This window comes from Paraburkholderia sp. GAS33 (genome assembly GCF_050436645.1).
Taxonomy (GTDB): domain Bacteria; phylum Pseudomonadota; class Gammaproteobacteria; order Burkholderiales; family Burkholderiaceae; genus Paraburkholderia; species Paraburkholderia phenazinium_B.
On the sequence record NZ_JBNDMP010000003.1, the window covers coordinates 675,252 to 692,905 of the forward strand.

The 17,654-nt window shown below is 58.8% G+C and carries 13 protein-coding genes; 11 read left to right on the top strand and 2 right to left on the bottom strand.

Translation table 11 applies throughout. From position 1 onward, the window contains the following. The first annotated feature begins 2 nt into the window (after positions 1-2). The 8 genes from P3T24_RS13345 to P3T24_RS13380 all read left to right on the top strand — a co-directional run bounded on the left by P3T24_RS13345 (position 3) and on the right by P3T24_RS13380 (position 10,144). A complete protein-coding gene (locus P3T24_RS13345) occupies positions 3-851 on the top strand; it encodes an amidohydrolase family protein (RefSeq protein WP_429435156.1) in 849 nt (282 codons plus the stop codon). A 94-nt stretch (positions 852-945) separates the two neighbouring features. Next, the gene (locus P3T24_RS13350) at positions 946-2,226 is read left to right on the top strand and encodes an MFS transporter (RefSeq protein WP_429435159.1); all 1,281 of its coding nucleotides are present in this window, start codon (positions 946-948) and stop codon (positions 2,224-2,226) included. Between the two features lie 72 nt (positions 2,227-2,298). Next, positions 2,299-3,285, top strand: coding sequence for a protocatechuate 3,4-dioxygenase (locus tag P3T24_RS13355; RefSeq protein ID WP_429287193.1), 987 nt, complete (start codon positions 2,299-2,301; stop codon positions 3,283-3,285). A 63-nt stretch (positions 3,286-3,348) separates the two neighbouring features. Further along, a complete protein-coding gene (locus tag P3T24_RS13360; protein WP_429406339.1) occupies positions 3,349-4,206 on the top strand; it encodes an HpcH/HpaI aldolase family protein in 858 nt (285 codons plus the stop codon). Between the two features lie 3 nt (positions 4,207-4,209). Continuing rightward, complete coding sequence (locus P3T24_RS13365; RefSeq protein ID WP_429435161.1) at positions 4,210-5,754, top strand: acetolactate synthase large subunit; 1,545 nt, start codon at positions 4,210-4,212, stop codon at positions 5,752-5,754. A gap of 28 nt (positions 5,755-5,782) precedes the next feature. Then, positions 5,783-6,679, top strand: a complete 897-nt coding sequence (locus tag P3T24_RS13370) for a phosphate ABC transporter substrate-binding protein (RefSeq protein WP_429435163.1) — start codon at positions 5,783-5,785, stop codon at positions 6,677-6,679. A 214-nt stretch (positions 6,680-6,893) separates the two neighbouring features. Next, on the top strand, positions 6,894-8,738 hold the full coding sequence (locus tag P3T24_RS13375) for a hypothetical protein (RefSeq protein WP_429435165.1): 1,845 nt from the start codon (positions 6,894-6,896) through the stop codon (positions 8,736-8,738). Positions 8,739-8,896: 158 nt separating this feature from the next. Next, entirely contained in the window at positions 8,897-10,144 is a 1,248-nt protein-coding gene (locus P3T24_RS13380) for an MFS transporter (protein WP_429435168.1), read from the top strand. A gap of 33 nt (positions 10,145-10,177) precedes the next feature. Here P3T24_RS13380 and P3T24_RS13385 read toward each other — a convergent pair whose 3' ends face one another. Together P3T24_RS13385 and P3T24_RS13390 are read right to left on the bottom strand one after the other, a co-directional pair. Further along, positions 10,178-11,476, bottom strand: coding sequence for an MFS transporter (locus P3T24_RS13385; RefSeq protein WP_429435171.1), 1,299 nt, complete (start codon positions 11,474-11,476; stop codon positions 10,178-10,180). Between the two features lie 193 nt (positions 11,477-11,669). After that, positions 11,670-12,698: a hypothetical protein gene (locus tag P3T24_RS13390; protein WP_429435174.1), complete on the bottom strand. Its 1,029-nt coding sequence runs from the start codon at positions 12,696-12,698 to the stop codon at positions 11,670-11,672. A gap of 841 nt (positions 12,699-13,539) precedes the next feature. Between P3T24_RS13390 and P3T24_RS13395 the strand changes: the two genes are divergently transcribed. The 3 genes from P3T24_RS13395 (at position 13,540) to P3T24_RS13405 (ending at position 17,571) form a co-directional block, all read left to right on the top strand. Beyond that, positions 13,540-14,568 carry a porin gene (locus P3T24_RS13395; RefSeq protein ID WP_429287191.1) on the top strand — a complete coding sequence of 343 codons (1,029 nt, stop codon included), beginning with the start codon at positions 13,540-13,542 and terminating at the stop codon, positions 14,566-14,568. Between the two features lie 586 nt (positions 14,569-15,154). Beyond that, entirely contained in the window at positions 15,155-16,084 is a 930-nt protein-coding gene (locus P3T24_RS13400) for a helix-turn-helix domain-containing protein (protein WP_429435177.1), read from the top strand. 398 nt (positions 16,085-16,482) lie between these two features. Further along, complete coding sequence (locus tag P3T24_RS13405) at positions 16,483-17,571, top strand: lactonase family protein (protein ID WP_429435180.1); 1,089 nt, start codon at positions 16,483-16,485, stop codon at positions 17,569-17,571. Positions 17,572-17,654: the final 83 nt, after the last annotated feature.

Below are 17,654 nucleotides of genomic sequence, written 5' to 3' on the forward strand. Positions count from 1 at the left end.
TCATGACTTCCATTGTTGATATTCACCCACACATCATTTCCGACGACGAAACCCGCTATCCGCCTGCGCCGCTGTTCGGCAAGCGCTCGGACTGGTCGCAGGAACGTCCCACGACCGTTGAAACCTTGATCGCGGCCATGGACGAAGCCGGCGTCGCCAAGGCTGCTGTGGTGCATTCTTCTACCACTTACGGTTTCGATAACAGCTACGTTGTAGACGGTTGCGCGAAGTATGCGGACCGCCTGGTGGCCATCGGCTCCGTTGACGTCTTGCAACCGGACGCACCGGGGCGCATCCGGGAATGGGTCGGGCGCGGTCTCGCGGGTCTGCGTCTCTTTACCGGCGGCAGCACCAAGGAGTTCGACCCGAGCGAGCTCGACGATCCGCGCTCATTTCCCGCATGGGAGTTGTGCGGTGACCTGGGCCTGCCGATGTGCATCCAGACCGGCCCGATCGGCCTGCCGCAAGTCACGGCGTTGGCGAAGCGCTTCCCGAACGTCGCGATCGTCCTCGACCACCTGGGACGACCGGAGGTTGCCGACGGCGCACCCTATGCGGCAGCGCAAAGCCTGTTCGACCTTGCGCCGCTTTCGAACATCTACCTGAAGCTCACGCCGCGCATCTTTGGCGACGTGAAGAAGGAGAAGGCCAGCGCCGAAACGTTCTTCCCGCGTGTGGTGGAAGCCTTCGGCGCAAAGCGGATGGCTTGGGGCTCGAATTATCCGACTTCGACGGGCACGCTGCCGGAAATCCTCGCGAAGGCCCAGGCGGGTCTGGCGTGCCTGAGCGACGAAGATCGTGCGTGGATATTCGGCAGGACTGCGCAGCAACTGTATCCGGCCCTGGCCTGAGGCTGCTTCGCATCTGTGCGGGCTACCCGTGATGTTCAAGGCCAGATCGGTTAGTGCGCACGCAGAACCAATCACACTAAAGAGAAACAAGCAGATGGAGACAAGCAAACCTGCACGCCCCGGGACCGCGAATCGCTGGGCCATACTCGCGCTCCTTGCGATCGGTGTTCTGATTTCTTTTGTCGATCGCACCAGCATTTCTTCCACGCTGGCGGACGCAGGCTTCGTTCAACATTTTGCGCTGACCGATGTCGATCGCGGCTGGATCAACTCGGCCTTTTTCTGGTCGTATGGTGTGTTTCAGGTGCCGATGGGCTGGGTCGCCGACCGCTACGGCGTGAAATGGCCGTACGCGGTCAGCTTCGCGCTGTGGTGCCTCGCCACCGCGTTGATGGGTGCGGTGACGGCGCTCGCGAGTCTGGTGGTCATGCGTCTGATCATCGGCATGGCCGAGGCCATAGTGATTCCTGCGAGTTACCGCTGGATTCGCAACAACTTCGGTGAGAGCCAGAACGGTCTTGCGGTAGGCATTCTGGCGATGGGCAACAAGTTCGGTCCCGCACTCGGTGCGCCGGTCGGCGCGTGGTTCCTCGTCAACTATTCCTGGCAGGTCATGTTTATAGCGACCGGTCTGGTTGGCCTGCTCTGGCTGGCTCCGTGGTTGTTGATGGTCCGCAACGACCTGCCATCGAAAGGAGAACTGACGGTGGCGAATCGCAGTGCGCGCACGGTTGGCCTTGGCAGCATTCTGGCCAGCCCAGTTGTGTGGGGCGGCATGATCACCAATTTTTGCTACGGCTACTTCACGTTTTATTGCATGACGTGGATGCCTGCTTATCTGGTCGAGCAACGCAGCCTGTCGATTTCGCGCTCCGGACTCTTCACATTCTTTAGCTTCGCCGGGATTGCGATTGTCGCGGCAGCCGCGGGGTGGGCAGCGGACCGGATCATCGCCCGTGGCGGCAACCCGATTCGGGTGCGCAAGGCGTTCACCATTGCGGGCTTCGGCGGTGGATGCACGGTGCTGCTTGGCGCCTATGCGCACACGCTGAATATGGCGCTTTTCTGGAATGTGCTCTCGCTATCGCTGCTTGGACTCGCCACTGCGAACAACCTTGTCTTGTCGCGCCTGACCTTGATTCCCAGGCAGGCAATCGGCCTGGTGACTGGCGTGCAACAGGTCGCTACCAGTCTCGCGGGCGGTGTAGCGGCAAGCTTGTCGGGCTGGCTTCTCCATGTCAGCGGAAGTTATGACCTGCCGATGCTGGTGATCCTGGTCTTCCTGCTGATCGGCGCGTTGGCCACGGCGACTCTGTTTCGTCCCGAGTGGGCGCCCAAGGTAACCGAAGCGCACGGATCGCTGCGGCGAGCCTAGAAATCAAGGTGCGGCCGCAATAGCAGAAATAGCCGGCTTTGTTGAACACATTAATTTACTGAGAAATCCTAAATGGCGAAGATTGTATTCGGGATGGCGGTGCCGCATAGCGGCATGCTGGGTCAGGCACCGGAGGACTGGCTCAAGAACGGGGAACGCGACCGCAACAATCCGGAATTGTGGTTTCGCAATCAGACCTGGACTTATCCTGAGCTGGAAGCGCACCGTGGAGCAGCATTCGAGAAATTCCTGACGCTTGAGGAACGTACCGCGCGCGCCGCGCGCTGCCGTAGCGCGCTTGACGAGATGGCTGCTGCTTATCGCGACGCCAATATCGATGTCGCGATCATCCTGGGCAAGGACCAGAAGGAGATCTTCACGGACTTCTCCCCTTCGATCGCCATCTACAGTGGCGAAGAAGTGCACAACGGTCCGCCGCAGCGCGCCGTCTACGCTCCGGATCATCACGTCACGCACAAGTGTCATCCGAAGCTGGCCGCCTATCTGATTGAACACTTCCAGGGCGAAGGTTTCGATCTGACCGATCTCTTTGCATGGCCGGACAACGTGTGGATGAAGCCGTTGCCCGAATATCCGGTGGTGCCGCATGCGTACAGCTTCGTGTATCACCAGATCATGGGAGATAACCCGCCGCCGCACGTGCCGATCATCATGAATTGCTTCTATCCGCCAACGCAGCCGTCCATGTCGCGCTGCATCGAATTTGGCCGGGTACTGCGCGATGCAATTACGGCGTGGCCTGAGGATGTACGGGTCGGCATTTTTGCTTCGGGTGGGCTGTCGCACTTCGTCAATGACGAGGAATTCGATCACAACATCATGAAGATGCTGGCCGGTTACGACTACGACGGCCTCGCTGCGGTAGATAACCGCTCGTACCAGTCGGGCACTTCGGAAATCAAACTCTACGTCAGCGTGATGAAAGCGGTACAGGAAACGGGCGCAGAGATGACGCTGGTGGACTACGTGCCCTGCTGGCGCACACCAGCCGGTACGGGTGAGGGTATGGGATTCATGTACTGGAAAGCGGCTGACTGATCTGGCTGGATGCAACCACTCAGTGCAGTCACTTAGGTACCCAATCAACGAGAGAGAAACACCATGAGCGATACCCGTCTGAACAGCATCATTCGCGCCTTCGAATCCGGCAAGCCCGCTTTCGCCGCGTTTTCAAAACTGGACAAGCAGAACGCCATCGAGATGAGCGACGCGCCGTACGACGGCCTCATCTTCGAGATGGAGCACAACCCCTACGACGTATCGGCGCTGGGTGATGCGTTGCAATACATGCTGAGCCGCAAGCAGATCGCCGAGTCTGGCTCGGTTGCGCCGCGTGTCACCCCGATTGCGCGTATTCCAGCCAACGGTGCGGAGATGAACCAGTCGTTCGCCAAGCAGGTGCTCGATCGTGGCGCTTATGGCGTGGTATGGCCGCATGTGTCGACCGTGGAGCAGGCCTATAACGCCGTGGCATCGTGCCGATATGCGCGACCCAAGGGTGCACCGCTGTATGAGCCAAAGGGCATCCGCGGCGACGGCCCGGCTAACGCGGCGCGCTACTGGGGTTTGAGCATGGCGGATTACTACAGGAAGGCCGACGTGTGGCCGTTGGCCCCGGAAGGCGAAATTCTGGTCGGCCTCATGTGTGAAAGCACCGAGGCGATTGAAAACCTCGACGACATTCTCGCGAACGTGCCGGGTATCGGTTTCATCCTGATTGGTGAGGGCGATCTTAGCCAGCAGCTGGGCCATCCGCGCGATTACGAGCATCCGGTCGTGGTCGACGCAATGCGCCAGATCGTCGAGACGTGCCACAAGCACAACGTCGTGGTTGGCAATCCGCACGTCAATGCGAAGAACCATAAGCGCCTGCTCGAAGAAGGCTATCGCTTCCTGATCTCGGCTCCGCTGAAGAGCTACGGCGTGGTCGGCATGGCGCGCGAGATGGCGGGGTACTAAACAATGAACGGAGCCGAAAGCCTGGTTCAGACGCTCACCGATCAGGGCGTCGACATCTGCTTCGCAAACCCGGGCACCTCGGAGATGCACTTTCTGAAGGCGCTTGAGAACCCGCGTATGCGCAGCGTCCTTTGTCTGTTTGAGGGCGTGTGCACCGGCGCTGCGGATGGCTATTACCGGATGAAAGAGACGCCGGCCTCTACGCTGCTGCATCTCGGACCGGGCCTCGCGAATGGTCTGGCCAATATCCACAATGCAAAACGAGCATCGTCGGGTATGGTCAACATCGTGGGCGAGCACTCGGCTTCGCACCTGAAGTACGATCCGCCGCTGACGTCCGATATCGAGGGCCTCGCGCGGCCGTTGAGTCACTGGGTGCGCCGTGTCGAGTCACCGCAAGCGGTGGCGTGGGACGCCGCGACGGCGGTGAGCAAGGCAAGCGGACATCCGGGGCAAATCGCGACGCTCATTCTGCCTGGCGATACCTCTTGGCAGGATGCGGGCGAACAGGTCAAGCCGCCGCGCGCGGTTGCCAAGGCGAAAATACCGGACGCCGCGCGTATCGAGCACATTGCGAAGGTGCTGCGTTCGGGCGAACCGACACTCATCGTCCTGGCTGGTGGGTCGACACGCGGACGCGCAATCGAGCTGGCGGGCAAAATCAAGGCGGCGACCGGCTGTCGCATCGCGACGCAATTCTTCAGTTCGCGAATCGAACGCGGAGCAGGGCGCGTTACGCTCGAACGCATTCCTTATGCGGTTGGACTGGCTGTTGAGTATTTGAAGGAATTCAAGCACATCGTCACGGTCGAGACGACCGAGCCGATAGCTTTCTTCAGCTATCCTGACAAACCGAGTTTGCTTAAATCGCCCGCCACCAGCGTTCACTCGCTGGTGGAAATTGGCGAGGACGGTGCTGCTGGTCTTGAGATGCTGGTTGAAGCGCTTGGCGCAACGAATACGGCAGCGGTCTTTCAGTCACGTTCCGACGCTCCACCGCCGACCGGCGCATTGACTCCGGCGACGATTGCCCAGGCGCTCGCCGCGGCGCTGCCGGAAAACTGCATCCTCGTCGACGAATCGCTGACCACTGGCCGCGAGACGATGGGCCTGACTGTTGGCGCTGCGCCTCATGACCTGATCAATAACATGGGCGGCTCGATCGGCTATGGCACTCCGGTTGCCACCGGCGCTGCGCTCGCCTGCCCTGAGCGGCGCGCGTTCTGTATGGTCGGCGATGGCAGCGCGATGTACACCATCCAGTCGCTGTGGACCCAGGCGCGCGAAGGCCTGAACATCACAACGATCATCTTTGCCAACAACAGCTACGCCATCCTCAAGGCCGAGTACACCAACATGGGTGCCGGCGCACCCGGTGCGCGTGCATTGGCGATGATCGATATCGATCGTCCCCGCATCGACTGGCTGGCGATGGCAAAAAGCATGGGCGTTCCGGCTGTCGCAGTCGATACGGCCGAGGCCTTCTACAAGGCGATGGCTGACTCGGTGAACGAGGCTGGCCCCTGCCTCATCGAGGTCAGGCTGTAAATCTATTCAAGCGTAAGGAGAGACATCAATGACAACGACGCGGACCGACGTGCCGACGCTGCGCACCAATCTGGCCGATTATCCGGTAACGAAGGCAATGAAAGACGGCCGTGTAAAGTCGGACCTCGTCAACCTCGACTATTGCGGACCAACGCCGGCGCATAACGGCTTCAAGGCGATGGTTCGCGAGAACAAGTTCGACGCGGGCGAACTGGCCATCGTCACCTTCCTGCAGGCCAAGGCGTACGGCAAGCCCTATGTCTTGCTGCCGACGCCGATCTCGGGACGCTTCCAGCATCATTGCGCCGGCTACAACATCGACTTCGGCGAGTTGAAGCCGAAAGATATCGAAGGCAAGAAAGTCGGTGTACGCACCTATACCCAGACAACAGCGCTCTGGATTCGCGGTATTCTGCGCCACGAATATGGTGTCGATCTCGACAAGGTGACGTGGATGACGCTCGGTGACGGGCATCTGAGCGAGTATCGCGATCCGAACAACTGCGAGCGCCTGCCCGCTGGCTCGTCGATTCCGCAGATGATGCTCGACGGTGAATTAAGCGCGGCGTTGCTTGGCGAAGACATGCCGAAAGACCCGCGTGTGCGCACGCTGGTGCCGGACGCACAAGCCGCGGCCAAAGACTGGTTTGCGCGTGAGGGCATTGTGCCGATCAATCACATGTTTGTGGTGCACGCCGACATTTCGAAGAAGCACCCGGAGGTGGTTCGCGAACTGTACCGGATGATCGTCGAAAGCCGTGTGCTCACCGAAGGCGGTGTGCCGGCTATCTTCCCGCCGATCGGACTCGAAGCGAACCGCAAGGGGATCCAGTTGGCGATCGACTGGGCGCTCGATCAGAAGATCATTCCGCACCGGCTCTCGGTTGACGAACTGTTCGACGACGTTACTGGCAGCCTTGGCTGAACGACTGCGGGGACAGCGGGTAGACGCGGGATGCATAGGTAAGCAACGGAAGCACAATGCGTCGACGAAAAGTACGGCGCAGAAGCAGTCAAGCGGTTGAGCGGTTCCACGCCGCTCACCTACGCATAATTAATGGAGGCATTTTGCTGTGTATCTAACTACGTCTTTGAAGAAACTCATGGCTTGTGCGGCCATCGGGGGGGCCTGGATTCTCATGCCGACGGGAGCAGGCGCGGCGACGAAAGGCACTTTGCTGCTCGATCGCGTGGGGCCTGTTACATCCGAGCTGTATATCTCCAATGCAGACGGTAGCGGCGAGCACCGGCTGCTTTCAACCGATGGTTTCGATTACCACGCTTCGTTTTCGAAAGACGGACAGTGGATCATATTCACATCGGAACGCGACGGTCTCGGTCAGTCCAACCTTTATCGTGTGAAGGTGGATGGCACGGACTTGCAGCGGCTCACCGATCACCCCGGCGTTTCGGATGCGGCCGTTTTTTCGCCGACGAACCCGAATATCATCGCCTTCGTTTCGTCGCGCCGAGGCGAGAAGGACTACGGTACGGTCAACATCTGGACGCTGAACATCGCGACTGGTGCCCTGAAGAACGTTACAGGTGCGCTGAAATTCGATCCGAGCAAGCCGCATAGCTATTTCAGGCCTTCCTGGTCCCCGGATGGCAAGTGGCTCGCCCTTTCTTCCGATACGGGCTCCGATTGGCGCGGCCACAATCTGCCGGTCGGCTGGGAGCGCACGCAGGAAAGCAGTATCTACCTCATCAAGCCGGATGGCTCGGACTGGAAGAAGATTGCCAGCAATCCCGGCTTCGATGAAGGTTCGCCTTCGTGGTCGCCCGATGGCAAGCACGTGGTCTTTTACGAAACGCCCGTGGAGTCGACCTGGGGCGCACACCGTCCCGAAGGAATCAATAAGGTTAGCTCGCAACTGGTATCGGTGGATGTGTCCACGCTCGAGCGAAAGGACTTGACCTCGACCCCCGGTTTCAAGGTGTTCCCGCAATACCTGAGCGATAACAATATCGCGTATCACGTGAAGGGTGGCGACACCGAAGGCTTGTACACCACAGCTGGCACGTTCCGCTCGACGGCCAACTCGGGTATCCGCTCGCCTCACTATTCGTCGGACGGCAGCAAGGTGGTCTACGAAAAAATCACGATGCGTCCGGCACATACGAATGGCACGCCGTTGTATAGCTTTGACCCGGAGTGGAACTATCGATACATCGATGTGTTCCCGCAGCTGTCACTGGATCGGCAGAAACTGGTGTACACGGAGAAGGCAGTCAACTCTTCCATTGCCATCATGAACCCCGACTTCACTGGCTATCAGCGGATTTACGATCCTGCGACCAGCGGTCTGGATCCGGTCATGATCAAGCAGGGTCTCGCCGGTGCATTCCAGCCGACCTGGTCGCCGGATCGTCAATGGGTCGCCTTCGGCGTAGGGGACTGGTTCTTTACGCGTGGCATGGGCCCCGGCCGCATCATGCGGATCAAGACCGACGGCAGCATGAACGGCAAGCCGGAAGTCCTGACCGATGGCTCGATCAATGCGGGTTTCCCGAGCTACTCGCCGGATGGCAAGAAGATCGTCTACCGCGTCTGGAGTCCGAAGGTGCAGGGTCTGCGTATCATCGATCTGGATACGCACGCTGATACGGCTTTGACCACCGAGCCGGACAACCTGCCTGGCTGGTCGCCCGACGGTAGCAAGATCGTGTTCACGCGCAAGGAAGTTAACCCGGCGGATCCGAACAAGTTCCACTATGACGTGTACACGATCCACCCGGATGGCACGGGCCTGACCCGTCTGACGACGTCGGGCGCGAACCAGGGCCATGCTGTCTGGACTTACGATGGCCGTATCGCGTATAGCTCAGGCGTGTATGGCTTCCGCGATGAACTCGCGCTGTACGACAACAGTTTCCAGCCCGATGGCCAGAACTGGGTGATGAACGCTGATGGTAGCGATCAGCATCCGATCACCGATACGCTGTGGGAAGAAGCGATGCCGCTTTATATTCCGAACCCTTAGGGCGGATATTGGATCGGCGTGGTGAAGGCGCTGTGCGGAAGCACGGCGCTTTTTTATTCGTAGGCCAACCAGTTCTGTCGTTGGCGGAAGACGCTGCCGGCCACATCTACAGGCAACGCTTATCATGTCGGTCTGGGTAACCTACAGAGACATCATCGATGAGCGACACGCGGCGCGACCTTACCGGGCATCGTAGCCAGACGGCAACGTTCCTGAGCGACTACGGCTTCTGGGCGCTGACCTTTAGCTACGTGTTGAGCCAGTTTTTCCGCAGCTACGTCGCGGTCATTGCGACTCAGGTCATCGCCGATTTCCGTTTTTCATCGGAGATGTTTGGCTGGTTTGCCGGCGCCTTTTTTCTTGTGTTCGCGTTCGCGCAAATACCAGTCGGCCTGATGTTCGACCGCTATGGCGTCCGTGCGCCGACCGCAGTGCTGATGGCCATAGGGACGCTCAGTGCCGGCGTGCTGGCGTGCACCGCTGATCCATGGACCGCCATTGCTGCGCAGGCCGGCATAGGGTTGGGCTGTGCTCCCGTTTTCATGGGGCTGCTCAACTACGTGCTCAGCAGCGGCGCTGGACCGGGGCAGACAAGTGCGGTCACGACCGCCAGCGCCATTGGTATGGCGGGGGCATTGCTTGCAGCGTGGCCGCTCAGCCGGGCCACTGCTGAAGCAGGGTGGCGAACCCCCTTGCTGATTGCCGCGGGGGCGATGCTTTGCGCTACGCTCAGCGTAGTCTTGTGCGTGAAGCGCCGGGATCCTGAGTCGCATGCGTTGCGCGTCGCAGTGGCGAACGGTACACCGCGCTCGGGAGTTGGGCGCTTCTGGGCGCTGGGGCCTGCGTGTCTCGCGATGTCGGTAGGTGCAACGTTTCGCACGTCTTGGGGTGGCCCCTATCTGGCGGACGTGTTTGGCTTTGACCTGTTGGCACGCGGCAACGCGATGACGATCACCAGCCTGGCCGGAATCGCTGCGTCGTTCTCCATTCCTTTGATGGTTCGGCTCTGGACGCCCAAATCCATTTCCTTGCTATGGCTGATAGCGGGAGCACTTGCGGCCGTGTTGCTCGCTGTTCTCCCTGGCGCCAGTAGCGTCCTCGGCGTGGGGTTGATCTGTGTCCTGTTTTCGGTAGGTGCGATTCATCCGTTGGTCATGTCACAGGCGCGCGCGATCACTCCTGCTGAGAGGCTAGGACTCGCCTTGGGTCTGCTCAATAGTCTCGTCTTCCTGGGGGTGGCGTTAGCTAGCGGCTGTTTCGGCTGGATCGCGGGACATGCAAGGCTGGCGAACGCTTCGTCCGCTCAGGTCTATGCGTTGCTGTTCGCGGTCACCGCATTGCCGCTCACGGTCGGGGCAATCGTCTATGTTTTTAGTCCTCGCACACGAGCGCCGCGCTCGGCCTGATTCATACCGCTGGGTGCAAACGTTGCTGCGCGCCTAAATCGAAGTCTGCGTTTCTGTCTGCGGCGGTTCGAGGGCGATGTCGTTGACTTTCGGCGCCCATTTACGTTGAAGCAGCACCAGCGTGCTCGTTGCGCCCATCAGCAGGAAGGCGAAGATCGCCATCATCGGCAGTAAATAGCTGCCGCCTAGATGGAGCAACCAACCTGAAAGGCTGGCCGATACGCCACCTGCGAGGCTGGTGGCAACCTGCTGTAGTCCGGTGTTCAATCCAACCGCTTGCTTGGGGATCAAGGTCAGCTTGCACAGCGCCAGATTGTTGGCTGTGACAAGGCCAAGCAGCGAAAGCGATAGCACGTTCCAGAACAACGCCATCTCGAGCGACGGCGCATAGGCACCGAGCAGCACGGTGGTTCCGCCAATAAAGCCGGCAACGATGAACGCTTTACGCACAACGACGGCGTCGTTGCCACGCGCGATAATCCGGTCTGCAGCCCATCCCGCCATGGCCGCAACGATCGCGATTCCAGCAAAGCTAAAGAAGGTATAAAGACCCGATCTCTCAAGAGAAAGACCGCGTTGCTCGACCAGATAGGCTGGCATCCAGGTCATGCAATAGAAAGCGAAATAGCTGTAGCAGAAGTTATTTATCAGTCCGCCCCAGACGACAGGGCTCGCCAGCAGGTTCTTAAGGGGTACAGAGGAAGCCCGGTGTATTGCTGCCGCAAGTTGCTCCCTGGACGGATAGTCGTTTTTGACCATCAGCAACCATGGCACGAGCCAGACCAGGCCAACGAGTCCCGTCGCAACGAACATCATCTTCCACGAATACGCGACGATCATCCAGGCCGCGATCGGTGCGCCCAGCGCGGGGCCCATCTTGCCGCCAATCGAAAAGATGCCTAGTGCGGTGCCTTTTTGGGTTTCTTCGAAGTTGTTGGCCAGATAGCGATAGGTAGCGGGAATCACAACGGATTCGGCCACGCCGATGAGCAGACGCATGATGATCAGGGCGGACAGCGTTGTCACGAGGCCAGTGACTGCCGCAGCGATGCACCACAGCGTGAAGCAGATCGTGTAAGGCCATTTCACGCCGTAGCGGTCGACGAGCCAGCCCATGGGCATCTGGACGAAACCGTAGGACCAGAAGACCGCTGAATTGAGCCAGCCGCGCTCGACGCTCGTCAGTGCAAATTCTCGAACGAAGCTCTTGTCCGCCAGAGCAGCGGACAGGCTCGTACGGTCGACAAACGAAATCAGCAGTCCGAGCGCGAGGAGCACGAGAATGCTCCAGGGATTCTCGGCTGCCGGTCGTTTCAATTGATACGTCTCCATGAATTTTCTCTTTTCGACTGTGCTCAAAAAAATACACAATCTTATCGGTCGAAGCTGCTCGGACTGAGACGCGCCATGCCTGTCAGCATTATTACTCTAAAAGGATAGCAGGCAACATCAAAGCGTTCTCCAGAACGACGATTGGCGACCCGCCTGACGGGTCGCCAATGAGCGCATTCATGAGCACTGCTGACTAGAAATGAACCTCGGCTACAAACATCGGTGCCGACGTTATCGTGCCGACCGTTTCGTTAGTCGGCGATCCATACATGCGATACCAGTATTCGTAACCTACACCGGCATAGACCACACGCGGATGACCGGCAAACGAACCCAGATCAGCCAACAGCGAAGCGCGAGCGAGAAACTCTGTCGTAGTCGGCACGCCGAAGCCGTCCCGGCCTTTTGGCCCGGTCACGCTGGCGAAGCCCTTGAAGACCAAAGGCACAGGCCCCGCCTGAAACGGAACGAGCCACGAGCTCTCGATGTGCCACGCGGGGTTGAAATGCACGTCCACGCCCGTGATGCCATTGTGGTTGCTCTCGGTACGAACGCCGGCCGTGATGTTCCAGAAGCCACGCGGCACGGCGAACTCGATGGTTGGGCCGAACACCAGCATCCGGGCACGTTCGCCATACGCGTCGTTTTTGGTGCCGAACTCGTAACCGCCGGTGATACCAAAGTCGCGGATGAAGCCGTAACCCATGTAGTGGCCGAGAATCTTGCCGGCGCTCAACTCGACCCGGCCGATGCTATAGATTTCCTGAGCTCCGCCGTTGGACGGTCCACCGGCTTCCGGGTTGGCGGAGTTCGAGACAAGGTAGTCCACGTTGAATGCGTAACTACCGTACTTGAAACCGCCGATGGTCGAGAGATAGCCGATGTTCTGCACAACCTTGTCTGGCACACCGGGGTAGTGGAAATCGCTGCCATAACGGTAGCCGACATACGTATCGTTCCACGAAACAGGTGGCGCGCCGAACTGTTCCGCCGATTTCAAATCCGGAGCACTGAGAGCCGCTGCACCGTTCTTGTAGGTACCAAGGGCGCGTTGGCTCTGCGTCTGCTGGTCCTGCGGGTTCTGCTGGGTCGGCTGCGCTTGCGGCGGAGCGGAATCGCTCGGTGCGGTGATAACCTCTTCCGCATGACTCACTCCGCTCAAACAGCAGAAGATGGCTGCACCGAGAAGCGGCTTGCGCAAAGCTACGGATAATTTTTGCATGTCTCCTTCCATATGGTTTTTTATCGGCTCTGCTGCTGTTTAGTCTTCTTGGAGACGAACAGAGAGGCAGATGCTCGGGGCGAAATTGTCAAAAGCCGTTCGACGTACGATTGCTACGAGAAGCTAAGGCAATAGCAGGGCTTGGCGCGGTGCGCCAGATTGAAGTGGTTGTGCGTGTCTCCGTCCAGATTGGATCTGTGTTGATATGGGCGGCGTGGTCGTTTTTCGACTCTCAATCGCGCCGCACGGCCGGCAACTCGCTGGGTAATCCAACACAGAAAATTCTTGTTGCGGTGATGAGGATAGTATTTGAAGGTCGAGCGCGTGCCTCTACACAAAAACTAGATTCGCTTGCATTTTTTGTTGCAGCGGTCGTGGCGCGATGAGATGGATCGGTTCGAACCATATCTCACCACTCAGACGTGCAGCACGTTGTTCCCACTACCTCCACGTCATCGCGGAAACGGAACGTTCCGCCTTCATCCGCCAATCGACGAAAAATGCCAGTGAATCTAGTTTTTGTGTAGGGACGCACGGCCGGGCATCCAATACTCTTATTTCTCATCAAGGGCGTTCGGCCCAAGCAGTCCAATTCAAAAAGAGCAACGGAGACTTTCATGGGACGGAGCATCGCTCTTGTCTTTTCGGCGCGATGAATGCCGCCGCCAGATTCGCTCGTCTTACCCTCTCGTATCGCCTGGCACATGGTGGCCCGAAGTGCCAGGCTTATCGGCGCTTTGAGCGCGTTTCGCTGCACGGTATGTGGTTGGAGGAATCTGCCAATTTTTAAAAATTAGGCATACGAAGTACATAAATAACTAGACGTTAAATCGGAGACTGCATGAAAAAGCTGAGAGTTTTTGTGTCTGGCGCGGTATCGGCATGTGTTTTCAATGCCGCATACGCCCAGTCGTCAGTCACGCTCTACGGCGTGATCGATAACGGTGTGGAATATCAGAACCCAGGCTCTGCCCCTGCGACGATCCGCGCCATATCCGGCGGGCTGTTTGCAAGCCGATACGGCTTGAAGGGCAGCGAGGACATCGGCGGCGGTCTTCACGTCAACTTTCAGTTGGAGCAAGGCTTCTCGGGCGCGACCGGCGCGGCGTCGAACGCCGCGGATGCCTTTAATCGTCAGGCTTGGGTGGGCCTGTCCGGGAGCTTTGGTGAGGCGCGCTTTGGGTTGCAAAATACGCCCCAATACATATTCATGAACCCCGAACTCGACCCTATGGCAGTGATGAGCATCGGGTCCCCAATGAACAATTTCAACAGCCTGACCATCCGGGTCAATAACGCGATTTCCTATTTCACCCCCACTGTATACGGCCTCACCGCGCAATTTATGGTCGCGATGCGCGATCAAACGACCAGACCGAGTGACGGATTGCAGTTCTACAACGCGGCAGTCCGCTATGTAAACGGGCCGTTTCGCGCGGCGGCCGGCTATGAGCAGGCGGCCAATGCAACCGGGACGTCTATCCTGAAGGTGTTTAACGCAGGGGCTTCGCTCGGCGTGGGCGCTGCCCGGTTTTATCTGGCCTACCACACGGAGCGCCAGACCGACGACAGCGAGAAGCGTGACGTCTATGAGGCATCGGGTTCGTACTCGTTCAGTAGCGCTGACCAGCTGTCGCTGATGTACGGCTATGCGCATGACAGAACAGGGCAGGGGAACAACGCGCAGCAGGTTGGTTTGACCTATGAGTACTTCCTGTCGAAGGCCACCACCCTCTACGCGGCCACCGGTTTCATTCAGAACCGAAACGAAGCGGACTTTACCCTCAACGGTACTTCGTATGCAGGCGTCACTGTCGCGCCGGGTTCCAACACGCGCGGCGTAACGCTTGGAATGGTGCATTCGTTCTGAGTACGCGGCGCCCGCGTCTCGAGACCGGCGCCGCCCGTGGGGGTAAGTCGCAAGTTACCCCTTCGGAAATCTATGGAAAAATATGCCCTGTTTCCGCGATCTTGCGAGACGGTTAAGATTGCGTGCTGCACGGGGCGATTCCAGCGACGAGATACGCTGAAAACAGCGGATATTCGAGCTCGGCAGAAGATCTTCAAGACCTTCGGCGGCAGGATGGCCATTGGTAAATACCCTCCTGTAACTGCCGCAGATTCGACGAGCGGTTGGCTTGAAGTCAGGTTGGAATCCGTTCTCAACGTCAGTGAACGAACGTAGAGGCGGTTTCATAAATTCCCCGGGACTGTTAGCATTTCTGCAATCGCGATCGGCGCGAACCGTCATGGTGTCGTGCAACTTCGGCCCGCGCGCGGTGCGCCACTGTGTCGTGTGCGCTTCGAAGCCGGTCGCTTCAAGAGCCAAGGTGCTCTATGCCGGTATATGGCCTGCGCGGAATTCGCGCCAGAAATCTTCTGCGTGAGGCCGGAATTTCAAGGACGGCCGTACGCATCGATTCGGCCGCCAAGGAGACGTTATGACATACAGTACCGTGGCAAAGTATCCGCCCAAATCTGTCCCCAAAGCGAAGCAGACAACCGTTCCGAAAGTCCGCCTGTACGTTGAGCGTCCTGAAAAAGAGAACTGGTTTGTCCACGTCGGACATGTCACCGACAGGGGGCGCTGGAAAACGGAGCCCCACGCGCATCCCGCTTATGGTCAGGTGATATTCGTTCGTAGCGGCCGCGGCGTCATGAATCTTGAGGGAAGCAGCGTGCCGTTCGAGGGCCCTTGTGCCTTGCTGTTGCCTACTGAATGCGTTCACGGTCTCGACTATGAAATCGATGTGGACAGATGGGTCGTGACAATCGAGGTGGCGTATCTGACCCAGGTTAACGCCAAACTTCAGGAGTTCATCTCGCTCTGGGCGGCGCCCCGGATGATTCCGCTTTCCTATTCGGCCGAGGCGGGAATCGAGTTCTGCAACCTGATCAAGAGCCTCAAGCACGAGGTCGAGTCGGACGCGGTTGGTCATGTGGTGGGCACAGAAGCATTGCTGACGAGTCTTCTGCTCATGCTGGTACGCGAAACACGCCTGGAAGAAACCGGCAACGAAGGTGCAACACGCAACGATGTCCGCCAGGTCGACCGGTTCCGCAAACTGATTGACGAACATTTCCGCGAGAACCTGCAACTGCAAGACTACGCATCAATGATGGCCGTGTCCCTGGTGCAATTGCGTGCAGCATGCTCCTCCGCCACCGAGCAAAGTCCTACGAAAATGATCCACGCGCGCATTATTACCGAGGCAAAGCGTAATCTCATTTTCGGAGACATGTCGGTGGAGCAGATCGCCTTTGGGCTTGGCTTCGCGGACGCCGCGTACTTTACGCGTTTCTTCCGGCGGGAAGTCGGACAAGCGCCGAGCCAGTTTCGCGTCGCTGCCCGGCAGCAGCCTCATCGCAAGGTCGTTTCGCAGTAAGCGAACTCATGGTGCCGTTGGAGCGTCTATGACGCCAGCACCGGCCCCCCCCTTTTTGCCAGCGGTGGAATCGACTCCCTTGCCCGGGTCGCCTGCCGCGGCGATTCGTTTCCATTCCGTGCGACCCCATCGTCTCAAGCCCACGTTGTAGCTGAGCACATCAAAAAAGTGCAAGTGAATCGGACTTTTGTGCAGGGACGCGTGCTTGCGACTCCGATACTCTTGACCGGCACGGTCACCGCATCGACGATCTCGAGACCGATGATTGACCGTTTGCGCGCTTTGAACGAATTTTAAAAAAACACACTATGAGACAGCCTCTCCCGAGAAACAGGCTGACGCGGTACGGAGCTGCCGCGATGCTTGTTTCGCTTGCGTCAATCGCAGGAACATACAGCATGCCTAACAATGCTGCCACGTTACCGGACAGTGCACAGACAGAACTCGTCTACGTGGGCACGCAGAAGAGCCAGATCGACGCGCTAAGCCTCGACACGGCCACCGGCAAGCTGACGGCAATCGGCCCGGTTGCGGAAGGACCTAAATCGACATGGGTCGCTGTACATCCCCATCTGCCGATTCTCTACGCAGTAGATGACGACAACGCCAGAGAAGGAAGCATCACCGCATACGCGGTGAATCGCGGGACGGGTGCGCTCACGAAGATGAACGCTGTTCTCACGGGGGGCAACGGAAGCACGTATCTGGGGTGGGACGCACCCTCGATGACCTTGTTCTCCGCCAATTACGCAAGCGGTTCCGTGTCCAGCGTCTCCGTCAACCCCGACGGAAGCCTGGGCTCACTCGTGTCGACGATCAAGGAAACGGGGTCCGGGCCGAACCGTCGACAGGCGAGCGCGCATGCGCACAGCGCTGCAGTCGATCCGTCAGGTCGATATGCGCTCGTCCCCGATCTGGGTGCCGATCGTGTGTTCGTTTACGGCTTTGACCGCGCAACTCATGCGTTGTCGCCAGGTGACGAGTCCAACTCACGTGCCTTCGTCGTTCCACCTGGCAGCGGCCCCCGTCACATCGCTTTCGGTATGAGCGGCGAGTTTGTCTATCTGCTGACCGAACTGAGCGCGAATCTCATGGTGCTGCGCTGGGACGCATCGCAAGGACACCTGATGTTAGTGCAATCGGTGCCGACAACCAGCCCGGAATTCCAGGGGGCGAAGAGCGGAGCCGAGCTTGCGATCAGCGGTGACGGGCGTTTCGTCTATGTGGAGAACCGCGGTGAAAATGCGCTGGTTGTTTATAGCGTCAACCCTGAATCGGGCGAGCTTTCGCTTGTTCAGCGCACGTCCGCAGGCGGTGAGAAACCATGGGGATTTGGAATCGATCCGTCGGGAAAGTGGCTGCTAGTTGCCAACCAGCAGAGCGGCACAGTCAATGCGTTCAATATTGACCCTGTGTCTGGCATGGTTTCGAACACCGGGCAATCGGTTGACGAGCCGACTCCGGTCAGTGTTGCCTTCGTGAAATAAGGTACTACATCGCGTCGCCCCTGCACGCTTTTCGCTGTGAAGAAAAAGACGGCCGCTCCGGAGACGAAGGAGGGGATCCGGAG

Coding starts and splice junctions, on each gene's coding strand:
- P3T24_RS13385 (WP_429435171.1), bottom strand. CDS start 11,476: ATGGAGACGTATCAATTGAAACGACCGGCAGCCGAGAATCCCTGGAGC.
- P3T24_RS13365 (WP_429435161.1), top strand. CDS start 4,210: ATGAACGGAGCCGAAAGCCTGGTTCAGACGCTCACCGATCAGGGCGTC.
- P3T24_RS13345 (WP_429435156.1), top strand. CDS start 3: ATGACTTCCATTGTTGATATTCACCCACACATCATTTCCGACGACGAA.
- P3T24_RS13370 (WP_429435163.1), top strand. CDS start 5,783: ATGACAACGACGCGGACCGACGTGCCGACGCTGCGCACCAATCTGGCC.
- P3T24_RS13390 (WP_429435174.1), bottom strand. CDS start 12,698: ATGCAAAAATTATCCGTAGCTTTGCGCAAGCCGCTTCTCGGTGCAGCC.
- P3T24_RS13355 (WP_429287193.1), top strand. CDS start 2,299: ATGGCGAAGATTGTATTCGGGATGGCGGTGCCGCATAGCGGCATGCTG.
- P3T24_RS13395 (WP_429287191.1), top strand. CDS start 13,540: ATGAAAAAGCTGAGAGTTTTTGTGTCTGGCGCGGTATCGGCATGTGTT.
- P3T24_RS13375 (WP_429435165.1), top strand. CDS start 6,894: ATGCCGACGGGAGCAGGCGCGGCGACGAAAGGCACTTTGCTGCTCGAT.
- P3T24_RS13380 (WP_429435168.1), top strand. CDS start 8,897: ATGAGCGACACGCGGCGCGACCTTACCGGGCATCGTAGCCAGACGGCA.
- P3T24_RS13360 (WP_429406339.1), top strand. CDS start 3,349: ATGAGCGATACCCGTCTGAACAGCATCATTCGCGCCTTCGAATCCGGC.
- P3T24_RS13405 (WP_429435180.1), top strand. CDS start 16,483: ATGCCTAACAATGCTGCCACGTTACCGGACAGTGCACAGACAGAACTC.
- P3T24_RS13350 (WP_429435159.1), top strand. CDS start 946: ATGGAGACAAGCAAACCTGCACGCCCCGGGACCGCGAATCGCTGGGCC.